Annotated in this window: 15 protein-coding genes; 11 read left to right on the forward strand and 4 right to left on the reverse strand. The window is 73.8% G+C overall.

Annotated elements, in window-relative coordinates; genetic code table 11:
• Both PV350_RS05995 and PV350_RS06000 read right to left on the reverse strand, forming a co-directional pair.
• A partial coding sequence (locus PV350_RS05995; RefSeq protein ID WP_500333077.1) for an SDR family oxidoreductase occupies positions 1-925 on the reverse strand: 925 nt, incomplete at its 3' end.
• Complete coding sequence (locus tag PV350_RS06000) at positions 922-1,707, reverse strand: SDR family oxidoreductase (RefSeq protein WP_499513887.1); 786 nt, start codon at positions 1,705-1,707, stop codon at positions 922-924. The genes PV350_RS06000 and PV350_RS05995, both read right to left, overlap by 4 nt.
• Before the next feature lie 54 nt (positions 1,708-1,761).
• Here PV350_RS06000 and PV350_RS06005 point away from each other — a divergent pair, with 54 nt between their 5' ends.
• The 9 genes from PV350_RS06005 to PV350_RS06045 all read left to right on the forward strand — a co-directional run bounded on the left by PV350_RS06005 (position 1,762) and on the right by PV350_RS06045 (position 10,307).
• Positions 1,762-2,529, forward strand: a complete 768-nt coding sequence (locus PV350_RS06005) for an enoyl-CoA hydratase family protein (RefSeq protein WP_499513886.1) — start codon at positions 1,762-1,764, stop codon at positions 2,527-2,529.
• Positions 2,526-3,356: a CoA transferase subunit A gene (locus tag PV350_RS06010; RefSeq protein ID WP_499513885.1), complete on the forward strand. Its 831-nt coding sequence runs from the start codon at positions 2,526-2,528 to the stop codon at positions 3,354-3,356. The genes PV350_RS06005 and PV350_RS06010 overlap by 4 nt, the downstream gene beginning before the upstream one ends.
• Positions 3,353-4,084 carry a CoA-transferase subunit beta gene (locus tag PV350_RS06015; RefSeq protein WP_499513884.1) on the forward strand — a complete coding sequence of 244 codons (732 nt, stop codon included), beginning with the start codon at positions 3,353-3,355 and terminating at the stop codon, positions 4,082-4,084. The genes PV350_RS06010 and PV350_RS06015 overlap by 4 nt, the downstream gene beginning before the upstream one ends.
• Positions 4,084-5,145, forward strand: coding sequence for an NAD(P)H-dependent flavin oxidoreductase (locus PV350_RS06020; protein ID WP_499513883.1), 1,062 nt, complete (start codon positions 4,084-4,086; stop codon positions 5,143-5,145). Before PV350_RS06015 ends, PV350_RS06020 begins: the two co-directional genes overlap by 1 nt.
• Positions 5,146-5,742: 597 nt before the next feature.
• Positions 5,743-7,260, forward strand: a complete 1,518-nt coding sequence (locus PV350_RS06025; RefSeq protein ID WP_499513882.1) for an ArnT family glycosyltransferase — start codon at positions 5,743-5,745, stop codon at positions 7,258-7,260.
• A gap of 16 nt (positions 7,261-7,276) precedes the next feature.
• Complete coding sequence (locus PV350_RS06030) at positions 7,277-8,167, forward strand: 1-aminocyclopropane-1-carboxylate deaminase/D-cysteine desulfhydrase (RefSeq protein WP_500333078.1); 891 nt, start codon at positions 7,277-7,279, stop codon at positions 8,165-8,167.
• Positions 8,168-8,177: 10 nt separating this feature from the next.
• Positions 8,178-8,687 (forward strand): GNAT family N-acetyltransferase, encoded by a 510-nt coding sequence (locus tag PV350_RS06035; protein WP_499513880.1) that lies wholly within the window; start codon positions 8,178-8,180, stop codon positions 8,685-8,687.
• A gap of 206 nt (positions 8,688-8,893) precedes the next feature.
• Positions 8,894-9,307, forward strand: coding sequence for an ATP-binding protein (locus tag PV350_RS06040; RefSeq protein ID WP_319138557.1), 414 nt, complete (start codon positions 8,894-8,896; stop codon positions 9,305-9,307).
• A 43-nt stretch (positions 9,308-9,350) separates the two neighbouring features.
• Positions 9,351-10,307 (forward strand): RNA polymerase sigma factor SigF, encoded by a 957-nt coding sequence (locus PV350_RS06045; protein ID WP_499516941.1) that lies wholly within the window; start codon positions 9,351-9,353, stop codon positions 10,305-10,307.
• Between the two features lie 42 nt (positions 10,308-10,349).
• Here the strand turns inward: PV350_RS06045 and PV350_RS06050 are convergent, their stop codons facing one another.
• Positions 10,350-10,772 (reverse strand): hypothetical protein, encoded by a 423-nt coding sequence (locus PV350_RS06050; protein ID WP_499513879.1) that lies wholly within the window; start codon positions 10,770-10,772, stop codon positions 10,350-10,352.
• 74 nt (positions 10,773-10,846) lie between these two features.
• Here PV350_RS06050 and PV350_RS06055 point away from each other — a divergent pair, with 74 nt between their 5' ends.
• The gene (locus tag PV350_RS06055; RefSeq protein WP_499513878.1) at positions 10,847-11,815 is read left to right on the forward strand and encodes a diacylglycerol/lipid kinase family protein; all 969 of its coding nucleotides are present in this window, start codon (positions 10,847-10,849) and stop codon (positions 11,813-11,815) included.
• Between the two features lie 317 nt (positions 11,816-12,132).
• Positions 12,133-12,390, forward strand: a complete 258-nt coding sequence (locus PV350_RS06060) for a WhiB family transcriptional regulator (RefSeq protein WP_018563321.1) — start codon at positions 12,133-12,135, stop codon at positions 12,388-12,390.
• Positions 12,391-12,564: 174 nt separating this feature from the next.
• On the opposite strand, the gene PV350_RS06065 is transcribed toward PV350_RS06060, so the two are convergent.
• On the reverse strand, positions 12,565-14,013 hold the full coding sequence (locus tag PV350_RS06065; protein ID WP_499513877.1) for a sensor histidine kinase: 1,449 nt from the start codon (positions 14,011-14,013) through the stop codon (positions 12,565-12,567).
• Positions 14,014-14,091: the final 78 nt, after the last annotated feature.

Raw genomic sequence — 14,091 nt, forward strand, 5'->3', positions numbered from 1 at the left:
CCCCGTACACCCGCCCGGGGGGCTCCGCCGCCGCGAGCAGCTTCACGGCGGCCTCCCCCGCCTCCGCGGGCGTCCAGCGGGCGCCCCGGTCGGCGGTCGGCCCCGGCCGCCAGCCCTCCATGACCGTGATGCGGCCGCCCTCGGCCTCGAAGACCCGCCCCGTGACACCGGCCGAGGCGGCCGACCCGAGCCAGACGACGAGCGGCGAGACGTTCCCCGGCGCCATGGCGTCGAAGGCGCCTGCCCCGGGCGCGGCCATGGCCTCGGCGAAGACCGCCTCGGTCATCCGGGTCCGGGCCGCCGGGGCGACGGCGTTGACCCGTACCCCGTACCGCGCCAGCTCCGCGGCGGCCACCAGGGTCAGGCCGACGACGCCCGCCTTGGCGGCCGCGTAGTTGCCCTGCCCGACGCTGCCCAGCAGCCCGGCACCGGACGTGGTGGTGACGATCCGCGCGTCAGGGGTGCGGCCCGCGCGGGTCTCGGCCCGCCAGTGCGCGGCCGCGTGCCGCAGCGGCAGGAAGTGGCCGGTGAGATGGACCCGCAGGACGGCGTTCCAGTCGTCCTCGTCCAGGTTGACGAGCATCCGGTCACGCAGGAATCCCGCGTTGTTGACCAGGGTGTCCAGCCGCCCGAACGCCTCCAGTGCGGTGGCGACGAGGGACGCCGCCCCCTGCGGGGTGGCGATGTCGCCGTCGTGCACGACGGCCTCGCCGCCCCGGGCACGGATCTCGGCCGCCACCTCGTGGGCGGGCGCGGCCGAACTCCCGGCGCCGTCCGGCCCGCCGCCGAGGTCGTTGACCACGACCCGGGCGCCCTCGGCGGCGAACGCCAGGGCGTGCGCCCGGCCCAGCCCGCGCCCCGCACCGGTGACGGCGACCACGCGCCCGGCGCAGACCCCCGTCGTGGCGCCGCCCTGTGCGGTCATCCCGCCCATCCCGCTCCCCTTCCGTACCCGGCCGCGGTGAGGAACACCGGGGCCTCGCCGCCGCCGTGCAGGTGCAGGCTGGCGCCGCTGATGTAACGGGCCCGCTCGGAGGCGAGGAAGACACAGGCGTCCCCCACCTCCACCGGCTCCGCGAGCCGCCCGAGCGGCACCGTGCGCTCCACGGCGGCGACGCCGTCCTCGTCCCCGTAGTGCAGGTGCGACGACTCGGTGCGGACCATGCCGAGCACCAGGGTGTTGACGCGGATCAGCGGGGCCCATTCGACGGCCATGGAGCGGGCCAGGCTCTCCAGGCCCGCCTTGGCCGCGCCGTAGGCCGCCGTTCCCGGTGAGGGGCGGCCGCCGCTGACGCTGCCGATCATCACGACCGCGCCACCCTCTTGCTGACGGGCCATCACCTGATGGGCGGCGAGCGAGGCGTTGAGCGGCGCCAGCAGATTGAGCTCGACTACCCGCGCGTGCCGTTCGGGTCCCGCCTCGCCGAGCAGCCGGTAGGGCGTCCCGCCCGCGTTGTTGACCAGGACGTCGATGCGCCCGTAGGTCTCCGCCACCGTGTCGAGGACCCCCGCGGTGGCGCCCGGATCGCGCAGGTCCACCGCCCGGAAGTCGGCTCCGTCGGGCGGCGGCCCGGGCGGCGGGCGGCGGGCGCAGACCACGACGCGGGCGCCGGCCTCCGCGAACGCACGGGCGATGCCGGCGCCGACCCCGCGCGTGCCGCCGGTGACGACGGCGACCCGGTCCGACAGATCGACAGTCATGCTCACGCCGGAGTACCTTTCCCCTAACAAACGTTTGGTGGAAAGGTAGCTGATCCACGGATGACTGTCTCCACCGCGCACCCCGAACCCGGCGTCGCCGCCGTCACCGTCGACCACCCGCCGGTCAACGCCCTTCCCGTAAGCGGCTGGTACGAACTGGCGGACGCCCTGCGCGCCGCCGGCCGCGACCCGGGCACCCGCTGCGTCGTCCTGCGCGCCAAGGGCCGCGGCTTCAACGCGGGCGTCGACCTGAAGGAGATGCAGCGCACCGCGGGCCACACGGCCCTGATCGGCGCCAACCGCGGCTGCTACGAGGCCTTCGCCGCCGTCTACGAGTGCGAGGTGCCGGTCGTCGCCGCCGTGCAGGGGCACTGCCTGGGCGGTGGTGTCGGTCTGGTCGGCAACGCGGACGCCGTCGTCGCCGCCGAGGACGCCTCCTTCGGCCTGCCCGAGCTGGACCGCGGCGCCCTGGGCGCGGCCACCCACCTCGCGCGGCTGGTCCCCCAGCACTTGATGCGCACGCTCTACTTCACCTCCCGCACGGTCACCGCCGCCGAACTCCACCGCCACGGCTCGGTCTGGCAGGTCGTGCCCCGCGGGGAACTCGACGCCGCGGCCCTCGCCCTCGCCCGCGAGATCGCGGCCAAGGACGGCGAGCTGCTCCGCCTCGCCAAGGCCGCCATCAACGGCATCGACCCCGTCGACGTCCGCCGCAGCTACCGCTTCGAACAGGGCTTCACCTTCGAGGCCAACCTCAGTGGCGTCGCGGACCGGCACCGCGACGCCTTCGTGTCCGGTTCCGCGTCCGGGTCCGGGGGGCGACGATGAGCGACAAGCTCATGACCGCGGACGAGGTGGCGGCCGAGCTCCGCTCCGGGATGACCGTCGGCATCGGCGGCTGGGGCTCCCGCCGCAAGCCGATGGCCCTGGTGACGGCCCTCCTGCGGTCCGGCGTCACGGACCTGACGGTCGTCTCCTTCGGGGGCCCGGACGTCGGCCTGCTGGCCGCGGCGGGCCGGATCCGCAGGCTGGTCACCGCCTTCGTCACCCTGGACTCGATCCCGCTCGAACCGCACTTCCGCGCCGCCCGGCAACGCGGCGCCCTGGAACTCGGCGAGCTGGACGAGGCCATGATGATGTGGGGCCTGACCGCGGCCGCCCACCGGCTGCCCTTCCTGCCGGTGCGCGCCGGGCTCGGCTCCGACGTGATGCGGGTCAACCCCTGGCTGCGGACGGTCACCTCGCCCTACGACGACGGGGAGGAGCTGGTCGCCGTCCCCGCGCTGCACCTGGACGCCGCCCTGGTGCACCTCAACCGCGCCGACGCCCGCGGCAACGGCCAGTACCTCGGCCCCGACCCGTACTTCGACGACCTGTTCTGCGAGGCGGCGGACACCGCCTATGTGTCGTGCGAACGCGTCGTGGACACCGCCGACCTGCTCAAGGCGGCCGGCCCCCAGTCCCTTCTGGTGAAGCGGCAGTTCGTCACCGGGGTCGTCGAGGCCCCGCACGGAGCGCACTTCACCTCCTGCGTCCCCGACTACGACCGCGACGAGGACGTCCAGCGGGAGTACGCCCGGGCCGCCGCCGATCCCGACGCCTGGACGGCCTTCGCGGAACGTCTGGTGTCCGGCGCGGGGAAGGAACGGCCGTGAACCCCACCCGCGCCGAATACGCCGTCGTCGCCTGCGCCGAGGCGTGGCGTGGCGACGGCGAGGTGCTGGCCGCCCCCATGGGGCTGATCCCCTCCCTGGGCGCGCGGCTGGCCCGGCTGACCTTCGCACCCGGCCTGCTGCTCACCGACGGTGAGGCCCTCCTCCTGGACGCGGCGGGCGAGGTGGAGGGCTGGCTGCCCTACCGGCAGCACCTGGCGCTGGTCACCGGCGGGCGGCGGCACGTCATGATGGGCGCGAGCCAGCTCGACCGGTACGGCAACCAGAACATCTCCTGCATCGGCGACTGGCGGCGTCCCACCCGGCAGCTGCTGGGGGTGCGGGGCGCGCCCGTCAACACGCTCAACAACCCGACCAGCTACTGGGTGCCGCGGCATTCGCCCCGCGTCTTCGTCGAACGCGTCGACATGGTGTGCGGCGTCGGCCACGACAGGGCGGCCGCCGCCGGCCCGTCCGCCACCCGGTTCCACGACATCCGGCGGGTCGTCAGCGACCTCGGCGTCTTCGACTTCGAGACCCCCGAACGCACCATGCGCGTCCGGTCCCTGCACCCCGGGGTGAGCCCGGCCGCCCTCCAGGAGGCCACCGGCTTCCCGCTGCCGCTCCCCGCGGACCCGCCGCGCACCCGCGCGCCCGGCGCCGAGGAACTGCGGCTGATCCGTACCGTCCTCGACCCCGAGGGGCTGCGGGAGCGGGAGGTGCGGGCCTGATGGAGACCGCGCTGACCCGGCTCGTCGGGGTCCGCCACCCCCTGGTGCAGACCGGCATGGGCTGGGTCGCCGGTCCCCGCCTGGTGTCGGCGACGGCGAACGCCGGCGCGCTCGGCATCCTCGCCTCGGCCACCATGAGCCCGGAGCATCTGCGCCGGGCTGTGCGGGAGGTACGGGAGCGCACCGAGGGGGCGCCGTTCGGGGTCAACCTGCGGGCGGACGCGGGCGACGCCGCGGAAAGGGTGCGCATCATCGTCGAGGAGGACGTCCGCGTCGCCTCCTTCGCGCTGGCCCCCACCCGTGAACTCATCGGCCGTCTCAAGGACGCGGGGGTGGTCGTCATCCCCTCCGTCGGCGCGCGGCGGCACGCCGAGAAGGTCGCCGCCTGGGGCGCGGACGCCGTGATGGTGCAGGGCGCCGAGGGCGGCGGCCACACGGGGCACGTCGCCACCACGGTGCTGCTGCCGCAGGTCGTGGACGCCGTCGGCATCCCCGTGATCGCGGCGGGCGGCTTCTTCGACGGCCGCGGCCTGGCGGCCGCCCTCGCGTACGGTGCGGCGGGCGTCGGTATGGGGACCCGCTTCCTGCTCACCTCCGACAGCCCGGTGCCCGACCCGGTCAAGGCCCGCTACCTGGCCGCGTCCGTGCGGGACGTCGTCGTCACCGACCGCGTCGACGGGCTGCCGCACCGCATGCTCCGCACCGACCTGGTGGCCGCCCTGGAGCGCTCGGGGAAGGCGGCCGCCCTGCTGCGGGCCCTGCGGCACGCGGCGGCCTTCCGCCGCGTCTCGGGGATGGGCCCGCGCGCCATGGTCCGCGACGGCCTGGCGATGCGGCACGGCAGAAAGCTGACCTGGAGTCAGACCCTGCTCGCCGCCGGCACGCCGATGATGCTGAAGTCCGCGATGGTCGACGGCCGCCCGGACCTGGGGGTGATGGCCGCCGGGCAGGTCGCGGGCGTGATCGGCGACCTGCCCTCCTGCGCGGAACTCGTCGCTCGCGTCATGGCCGACGCCGAGGACGCCCTCGCCCGGCTGGCCTCCCTCGCCACGCCCGCCTGAGGGCCCGTGGCGGGCCCCCTCGCGGCCGCCCGGCCACGCGACGGCAAAGCGGTACCCGCGGACCGCTGACGCCACCCTCACGGACGACCACGCGTCCCCGGCGTGCAGGCCCCCGTGCCGTTTCCGGCCGCCGACGACGCCCGGCCCCAGCACCATCGCGGCTGTAGCCGCATGCCGCAGCCGACTCCGCGACGGCGGCAATGCCCCGGGCACCGTGGGCGCCCGCCGAACTTGCGCAAGAGCTCGTCCTCGCCGCCAAGGGCCTCGCCGAGCAGACCCAGCCGATCCCGGCGATGCTCCCGCCGCGGCTGCCGGCCTACGAGGTCACCGATCCCCACGGCCCGGGGCCCAGACGCGCCGCGAGCGCTGCCAGGGCCGAGGGAGGCCCGCTGCGACGGACACGCCACCCCTCATGGCCCGGCCGAGCGGAGCGGCCCCGCACACGGACCGGCGAAGGCGCCACGTCTCCCGTCGTCGCCGCCGGCGGCGCCACCCGGGCGAACGGGCCCGGCGGCGCTCACCCCACCGGTCGAGCCGCCCCGGGGGAGCGGCGCGCCGCCTTGATCACGTGCGCCACGGCTGTTGCCATGACGCACTATGGCGACGACGCATGAGCTGACGTCACCGGATGCCCGGCCCCGCGCGCGCCACGCCGCACCGCCGCGCAGCCGCCCGCACTCCGAGGTCCATCTGCTCGCCTCCCTGGCGGCGCTCTTCACCGTGGTCCAGCTCCTCCTGGTCGTCGCGCCCGGCATGGGCCTCGGCTGGGACGAGTCGGTCTACGTCAGCCAGGTCTCCCCGGACATCCCTTCGGCCTTCTTCAGCGCGCCCCGCTCCCGGGGCGTGCCGGTCCTCGTCGCGCCGATCGCGCTGCTGACCGCGTCGACCCTCGCGCTCCGGGTCTATCTGGCGGTCCTGTCGGGCGCGGCCCTGTTCCTGGCCCTGTGGCTGTGGCGGCCGCTGCTCGGCACCCGGGTGGTGGCGCTGGCCGGGCTGCTCTTCACCGGGCTGTGGGTGACCCTGCTGTACGGCCCCCAGGCGATGCCCAACCTCTGGGTCGCGCTGGTGGCCCTGATCGCGGTGGGCTGCTACCTGCACGCGGCGGCGCCGGGCCACACCGGTCGGGGCGCACTCGCCGGCCTGGCGGTGGCGTTCGCCGCGCTGACCCTGCTGCGCCCGCACGACGCCGCCTGGCTGGCCCTGCCCCTGGGCGTCGCCGCGCTCTTCGTGCGCGGCCGGCGCCGGCCGGTGCTGCTCGCGGCCATCGCGGCCGGGGTGCTGCTGGGCGGCGCCCAGTGGGTGGTCGAGGCGTTCACCAGCTACGGCGGCATCCTGGCCCGGATGGACCGCGCGAACGCCATCGAGGGCGGCCTCGGCTGGCACCTGGCCTTCGCCGACCAGCTCAGCACCCTGGACGCGTCGCACACACTGTGCCGCCCCTGCGACGCCGTCTGGCAGCACAAGGGTGACGCCGTGTGGTGGTTCGCCCTGCCCGTCCTGGTGGCGGCCGGGGTCGCCCTCGCGCCGCGCCGCGAGGGGCAGGCGCCCGGGGCGCGGTTCCTGCCGGCGGTGTGCGGCCTGTCCCTTGCGCTGCCCTATCTGGTGCTCATCGACTACGCCGCACCGCGCTTCCTGCTCCCCGCGTACGCCCTGCTCGCCCTGCCCGCGGCCCAGTGCCTCCTCCTGCTCCCCGCGCGGGTACGGCCGGCGCTGCGCCCGGCCGTCACCGGCGCCGTGGTCGCCGTCGTGCTCGCGCAGCTCGTCACCCAGCAGATCGTGCTCCACCGCGCGGTGCGCAGCTCGACCATCGGCAACGAGGACTACGCCCGCATGGCCGCGGAACTGAACCGGCTGGGGGTGCGCCCGCCGTGCCTGGTGACCGGGCCGATGGCGACGCCCGTCGGCTACCAGGCACGCTGCGCCTCCGGCCAGACCGCGGGGAACAACGAGAACCTGACCCCTGCCGGCATCCTGCGCCTGGCCCGCACCCAGCCCGTCGCCGTCCTCACCCCGCGGGGCGGGCAACCGCCCGCGTACGCGCGTGACTGGCCCTCCCACCCGCTGCCGGACCTGAACTACCACCAGGGCTACCGCGTCCACCTCTCGCCCAGGTGACGGCCACAATGGACGGGTGATCCCGGACGTCCGCCTGCCCTCCCCGCTGGTCGAGCTGCGCGACGACGAGCGGCTGGCCGGGCGCGGCGTCCGGATGCTCGTCAAGCGGGACGACCTGATCCACCCCGACCTGCCGGGCAACAAGTGGCGCAAGCTCCACCTCAACCTGCGGGCCGCCCTCGACGGCGGCCACCGCCGCCTGCTGACCTTCGGCGGCGCCTACTCCAACCACCTGCGCGCCACCGCCGCCGCGGGCCGGCTGCTCGGCATCGCCACCACGGGCGTCGTCCGCGGCGACGAGCTGGCCGGGCGCCCGCTCAACCCCTCCCTCGCGCGGGCCGCCGCCGACGGCATGCGGCTTCACTTCGTCGACCGGGGCACCTACCGCCGCAAGGACGAACCTGAGGTCCTGGCGGCCCTCCTGGACCGTCTGGGGCCCGCCTACGTCCTCCCCGAGGGCGGCAGCAACGCGCTCGCCGCACGGGGCTGCGTGGCGCTCGGCGAGGAGCTGCGCGGCAGGGCGGACGTCGTGGGCGTGGCCTGCGGGACGGGCGGCACCCTGGCGGGCCTGGCGGCCGGTCTGGATCCGGGGCAGCGGGTCATCGGGTTCCCGGTCCTCAAGGGCGGCGGGTTCCTGGCCGGGGAGATACGCCGGCTCCAGGAGGCGGCGTTCGGCGGGCCGCGCGGGTCCTGGCTGCTGGACGACCGCTTCCACCACGGCGGCTACGCCCGTACCTCGCCCGAGCTCCATGCGTTCGCGGCGGACTTCGGCACGCGGCACGGTTTCGTCCCGGACCCCGTCTACGTCGCGAAGATGCTCCACGGCCTGTTCTCGCTGGCGCAGGAAGGTGCCTTCGCGCCCGGGACGACGGTCGTGGCCGTCGTGACCGGGCGGCCGACCGGTTAGCCTTGCTGGCATGATCCGAGCCGCGACACCTGCCGACGTCCCGGAGATCCACGCGATGATCCGCGAACTCGCGGAGTACGAACGGGAGCCGGACAGCGCGCGGGCCACCACGCAGCAGCTCCACGACGCGCTCTTCGGCCCGGATCCGGCCGTCTTCGCGCTCCTGGCCGAGGACGACGCCCTGGGCACGCCCGTGGGCTTCGCGCTGTGGTTCCGGAACTTCTCCACCTGGACCGGGACCCACGGCGTCTACCTGGAGGACCTGTACGTGCGCCCCTCTGCGCGCGGCGGCGGCCACGGCAAGGCCCTGCTCGCCGGACTCGCCGCCATATGCGTGGAACGGGGCTACGAACGTTTCGAATGGTCCGTGCTGGACTGGAACGAGCCGTCCCTCGCCTTCTACCGTGCGATGGGCGCCCGCCCCCAGGACGAATGGACGGTGCAACGACTGACCGGCGACCCCCTTCGTGCCCTCGCTGAGCAGGCACGTGTCAACAAAGCGACATCTCTTTCGATTTGACACCGCCGACCACTAGCGACGTTGCGTGCTCGTGCGCCTACTATGGGTGACAGCCATGGGGTGCCGGGTCAGGGCTCATTCATGGCGGCGACCGTGCTCCGTCCGGGCGACACCGGGGTACGGATCGCGATAGCGTCGCTGGCGAACCGAATCAGATCCAGTGCAATGCCGATGTGGGCAGTGCGTGTGCCACCTTGGAGGTGAGGGTGTCCCAGATCGCAGGCGAGCCCGGGTCGAAGGACTTCGTCGAGGTCCGGCTGCCCGCGGCGGGGGCCTACCTGTCGGTGCTGCGTACGGCGACGGCAGGACTTGCGGCCCGCTTGGACTTCACCCTCGACGAGATCGAAGACCTGCGCATCGCCGTGGACGAGGCGTGCGCCATCCTGCTCCAGCAGGCCGTCCCGGGGTCCGTGCTGAGCTGCGTCTTCCGCCTGGTCGGGGACGCCCTGTGGGTGACCGTGTCGGCGCCCACCACTGACGGCCGCGCCCCGGAGCGCGACACCTTCGCCTGGACCGTGCTGTCCGCGCTGGCCGGCGAGGTGGACTCCAGCGTGGCCGACGACAAGACCGTGAGCATCGCCCTGCACAAGAAGCGCGGTGCCGGACCGGGACAGCTGTAACGGGGGAATCGCCGTGAACGATCTGGAAGGCAGCACGCCGGGGGTGCGGGGCCGCCCCGTACCCGCCCCTGCGGCGCGGCGCCAGGAGGCGCGGCCGCATCCCGGTACCGGGCCCGTGTCCGGCCTCGGGAGCAGTGACGCGGCCGGGCAGACGGATCAGGCGGATCGGGCGGATCGCATGGCGCAGGAGCAGCAGGAACAGCAGGAACAGGACCACGGGCAGGAGCAGCACGGGCACCACGAGACCCACGACCGGGCCGGGGCCCGGGCGCTCTTCGTGGAGCTCAGCAAGCTCCCCCCGGGCTCCCCGGAGCGCGCCGAGCTGCGCAACCGGCTGGTCCGCATGCACCTGCCGCTGGTCGAGCACCTCGCCCGGCGCTTCCGCAACCGGGGCGAGCCGCTCGACGACCTCACCCAGGTCGCCACGATCGGGCTGATCAAGTCCGTGGACCGCTTCGACGTGGACCGCGGGGTGGAGTTCTCCACCTACGCGACCCCCACCGTCGTCGGCGAGATCAAGCGGCACTTCCGCGACAAGGGCTGGGCGGTGCGCGTCCCGCGCCGTCTGCAGGAGCTGCGGCTCGCCCTCACGACGGCGACCGGCGAGCTCTCGCAGCAGCACGGGCGGGCCCCGACGGTGCACGAGCTGGCCGAGCACCTGAAGATCACGGAGGAGGAGGTCCTGGAGGGCCTCGAATCCGCCAACGCCTACAGCACGCTCTCCCTGGACGTGCCCGACACCGACGACGAGTCGCCGGCCGTCGCCGACACCCTCGGCGCCGAGGACGACGCGCTGGAGGGCGTGGAGTACCGGGAGTCGCTCAAGCCGCTGCTGGAGCAGCTGCCGCCGCGCGAGAAGAAGATCCTGCTGCTGCGATTCTTCGGGAACATGACCCAGTCGCAGATCGCCCAGGAGGTCGGCATCTCCCAGATGCACGTCTCCCGGCTGCTGGCCCGGACGCTGGCCCAGCTGCGCGACAAGCTCCTGGTCGAGGAGTGACGGGACGGCGGAGGTGACGGCGGCGCCCCCGGGCGCCGCGGCTCACTGCTCCGCCGTACGCCCGATCCCGAGGGCGTCGGTGGCCGCGGGGTGGACCAGGAGCACCAGCTCGGCGACGGCGGCCACTCCCAGCGCGGCACCGGCGGCGATCATGACGCCGCCCGCCTGCACCATGCTCCAGGCGACGGGGAGCGCGACGAGCTGGATGATCAGCGCGGGGCCGCGGCTCCAGCGGCGCGCGTGCCAGAGCCCGTACGCGGCCGCCAGCGGCATGGCCGCCAGGGCGAGGACGGTCACGCCTCCGGCCTCCGCCTGGCGCGGGCTGTCGGGGTCGCCGAGGATCCCCAGGGCCAGCATCGCGATCCCCCAGGCCGCCAGCGCGGCGCCTTCCAGTGCCGCGACCGCGGCCGCCGCCGCGAGGCGGCGCGTACGGCCCGGCTGCGCGGGCTTCTCGTTGCCACTCACCCCAGCAGGGTAGCCGCCGTATCCGGGCCACCAGGGGTGCGGCCCGGTACCGCCCGGTAGGTACCCTGGCGGGCATGCGCGCCCTTCTCGTGGTCAACCCAGCCGCCACCACCACCAGCGCCCGGACGCGTGACGTACTCGCGCACGCGCTCGCCAGCGACCTGAAGCTGGAGGTCGCCGCGACCGAGTACCGCGGCCACGCCCGCGACCTCGCGCGGCAGGCCGCGGAGGGCGGGGAGATCGAGCTGGTCGTCGCCCTGGGCGGGGACGGCACGGTCAACGAGGTGGTCAACGGTCTGCTGCACAACGGCCCCGACCCCGACGGCCTGCCGAAGCTCGCGGTGGTGCCCGGCGGGTCCACGAACGTGTTCGCGCGCGCCCTGGGGCTGCCCAACGACGCCGTGGAGGCGACCGGCGCGCTGCTGGACGCGCTGCGCGAGCGCAGCTCCCGCACGGTCGGCCTGGGCCTGGTGAGCGGCACCCCGGGCACGGAGGACGAGGGGGTGCCGGCGCGCTGGTTCACCTTCTGCGCCGGGCTGGGATTCGACGCGGGCGTCGTGGGACGGGTGGAACAGCAGCGCGAGCACGGCAAGCGCTCCACCCACGCGCTCTACATACGCCAGGTCGTGCGCCAGTTCCTCACCGAGCCGAACCGGCGCGCCGGTGCGATCACCCTGGACCGGCCGGGTGAGGACCCGGTGACCGACCTCGTGCTGGCCCTGGTGTGCAACACCGCGCCGTGGACCTACCTGGGCAACCGCCCGATCTACGCCTCGCCGCGCGCGTCCTTCGACACCGCCCTCGACGTGCTGGGACTCTCCCGGCTGACCAGCACGGCGGTCACCCGCTACGCCACCCAGCTGCTCCGTTCGACCCCGGAGCGCGGGCCGCAGGGCAAGCACGCGACCTCCCTGCACGATCTGACGGACTTCACCTTGCATTCGCAGGCGCCACTGCCGTTCCAGGTGGACGGAGACCACCTGGGACTGCGAATGAGCGCAACCTTCACAGGCGTACGCCGTGCACTGCGTGTGATTGTGTAAGCAGAAGGACATAAAGTCCTTTCACTCGAACGTTTAGGCTGCCCTACACCCCATGGAAGTACGGCTGTGACGGAGCCGACACCGAGGATTCAAAAAAAACTTTTCGGAAGGGGTTGTATCCGCAGCCCAGGTTTGCGAGGCTCTTCCTGGCGATCGGGACAGCCGCTCATCGGGCGTCCTCGGTAGCCGGAATCCTCACCACACCCCCGCGGGACCGCACCAGGAGACTGGGCGATGTCCCGTGTCGTGTCTGAGGATTCGTGAAAGCGTTCACATTCACAAGCAACTTACATGCAACACAAGGAGATGGAGCAGCCATGGACTGGCGTCACAACGCCGTTTGCCGCGAGGAAGACCCCGAGCTCTTCTTCCCCATCGGCAACACCGGTCCTGCGCTGCTGCAGATCGAGGAAGCCAAGGCCGTCTGCCGCCGCTGCCCCGTGATGGAGCAGTGCCTGCAGTGGGCGCTGGAGACCGGCCAGGACGCCGGCGTGTGGGGTGGCCTCAGCGAGGACGAGCGTCGCGCAATGAAGCGCCGCGCCGCCCGCAACCGCGCCCGCAACGCCAGCGCCTGACGCACTCGCTTACCCCCGAGCCGCAGCGCGCAGCACCTCCGAACCGCGCAGCATCGCGACGCGAAGAGCCCCGGCCGCTCCCCGAGCAGCCGGGGCTTCGGCGTTCCCGGAGCCCGCTCCTGCGAGGTCTGCCGACCCACCGGACCCGCCGGACTCGCAGGACCTCGACGGGTTTCAGCCCTCCAGCGGCAGTTCCAGGACGACCTTCGTCCCGCGTTCCCCGGCCGGGACCATGTCGAAGCTTCCGCCCAACTCCCCCACCACCAGGGTCCGTACGATCTGCAGCCCCAGGTTGCCGGCCCGCTGCGGGTCGAACTCCGCGGGCAGGCCGCGCCCGTCGTCCCGTACCGCGATGCCCAGCTTCTGCCCGTGCCGTTCGGCGGCCACCTCGACGGTGCCCTGCTCGCCCGGCCCGAACCCGTGCTCCAGGGCGTTCTGCAGCAGTTCGGTGAGGACCATCGACAGCGGGGTGGCCACCTCGGCCGTCAGGATGCCGAACCGCCCGCTGCGGCGCGCGGTGACCCTGCCCGGGGAGATCTCGGCGACCATCGCCAGCACGCGGTCGGCGATCTCGTCGAACTCGACGCACTCGTCGAGGTTCTGCGACAGGGTCTCGTGCACGATCGCGATCGAGCCGACCCGCCGCACCGCCTCCTCCAGCGCCTCCCGGCCCTTGTCGGAGTCCATCCGCCGGGCCTGCAGCCGCAGCAGCGCCGCGACCGTCTGCAGGTTGTTCTTCACCCGGTGGTGGATCTCCCGGATGGTGGCGTCCTTGGTCATCAGCTCGCGCTCCCGGCGGCGCAGCTCGGTCACGTCCCGCAGCAGCACCAGGGAGCCGTTGTGCGTGCCCTTGGGGCTCAGCGGGATCGCCCTGAGCTGGATGACGCCGCCGTTGCCCTCGATCTCGGTCTCCCGCGGCGCCTTGCCGCCGGCGACGGTCACCAGCGCCTCGTGGCTCTTGGTCCGCGAAGGGGCCAGTTCGGCGGAGACGGAGCCCAGGTGGTGGCCGACGAGGTCGGCGGCCAGGCCGAGCCGGTGGTAGGCGGAGAGCGCGTTGGGACTGGCGTACTGGACGACGCCCTCGGCGTCGAGCCGGATCAGGCCGTCGCCGACCCGCGGCGAGGCGTCCATGTCGACCTGCTCGGAGGGGAACGGGAAGCTGCCCGCCGCGATCATCTGCGCCAGGTCGGACGCGCTCTGCAGGTAGGTGAGCTCCAGGCGGCTGGGGGTCCGCACGGTGAGCAGGTTGGTGTTGCGGGCGATGACCCCGAGGACCCGCCCCGCACGGCGCACCGGGATGGACTCGACCCGGACCGGGACCTCCTCGCGCCACTCCGGGTCACCCTCCCGGACGATCCGGCCCTCGTCGAGTGCGGCGTCCAGCATCGGGCGCCGGCCGCGCGGCACCAGGTGGCCGACCATGTCGTCCTGGTACGAGGTCGGGCCGGTGTTCGGCCGCATCTGGGCGACGGAGACGTAGCGCGTCCCGTCACTCGTCGGGACCCACAGCACGAGGTCCGCGAAGGAGAGGTCGGAGAGCAGTTGCCACTCCGATACCAGCAGGTGGAGCCACTCGAGATCGGAATCGTCGAGGTCCGTGTGCTGGCGTACGAGATCGTTCATGGAGGGCACGCAAATGAGCGTATCCCGCGCTCATGGCAGGCGCCGTCATCCAGTCCCCACAAAGGTCTCCGACGACCT

It is taken from the genome of Streptomyces sp. PA03-6a (assembly GCF_033792765.1).
Lineage (GTDB): Bacteria > Actinomycetota > Actinomycetes > Streptomycetales > Streptomycetaceae > Actinacidiphila.

Bases quoted from the DNA above. Each gene is read 5' to 3' on its own strand.
- PV350_RS06010 (WP_499513885.1), top strand. From the start codon at position 2,526: ATGAGCGACAAGCTCATGACCGCGGACGAGGTGGCGGCCGAGCTCCGC.
- PV350_RS06035 (WP_499513880.1), top strand. From the start codon at position 8,178: ATGATCCGAGCCGCGACACCTGCCGACGTCCCGGAGATCCACGCGATG.
- PV350_RS06005 (WP_499513886.1), top strand. From the start codon at position 1,762: ATGACTGTCTCCACCGCGCACCCCGAACCCGGCGTCGCCGCCGTCACC.
- PV350_RS06055 (WP_499513878.1), top strand. From the start codon at position 10,847: ATGCGCGCCCTTCTCGTGGTCAACCCAGCCGCCACCACCACCAGCGCC.
- PV350_RS06020 (WP_499513883.1), top strand. From the start codon at position 4,084: ATGGAGACCGCGCTGACCCGGCTCGTCGGGGTCCGCCACCCCCTGGTG.
- PV350_RS06060 (WP_018563321.1), top strand. From the start codon at position 12,133: ATGGACTGGCGTCACAACGCCGTTTGCCGCGAGGAAGACCCCGAGCTC.
- PV350_RS06025 (WP_499513882.1), top strand. From the start codon at position 5,743: ATGGCGACGACGCATGAGCTGACGTCACCGGATGCCCGGCCCCGCGCG.
- PV350_RS06065 (WP_499513877.1), bottom strand. From the start codon at position 14,013: ATGAACGATCTCGTACGCCAGCACACGGACCTCGACGATTCCGATCTC.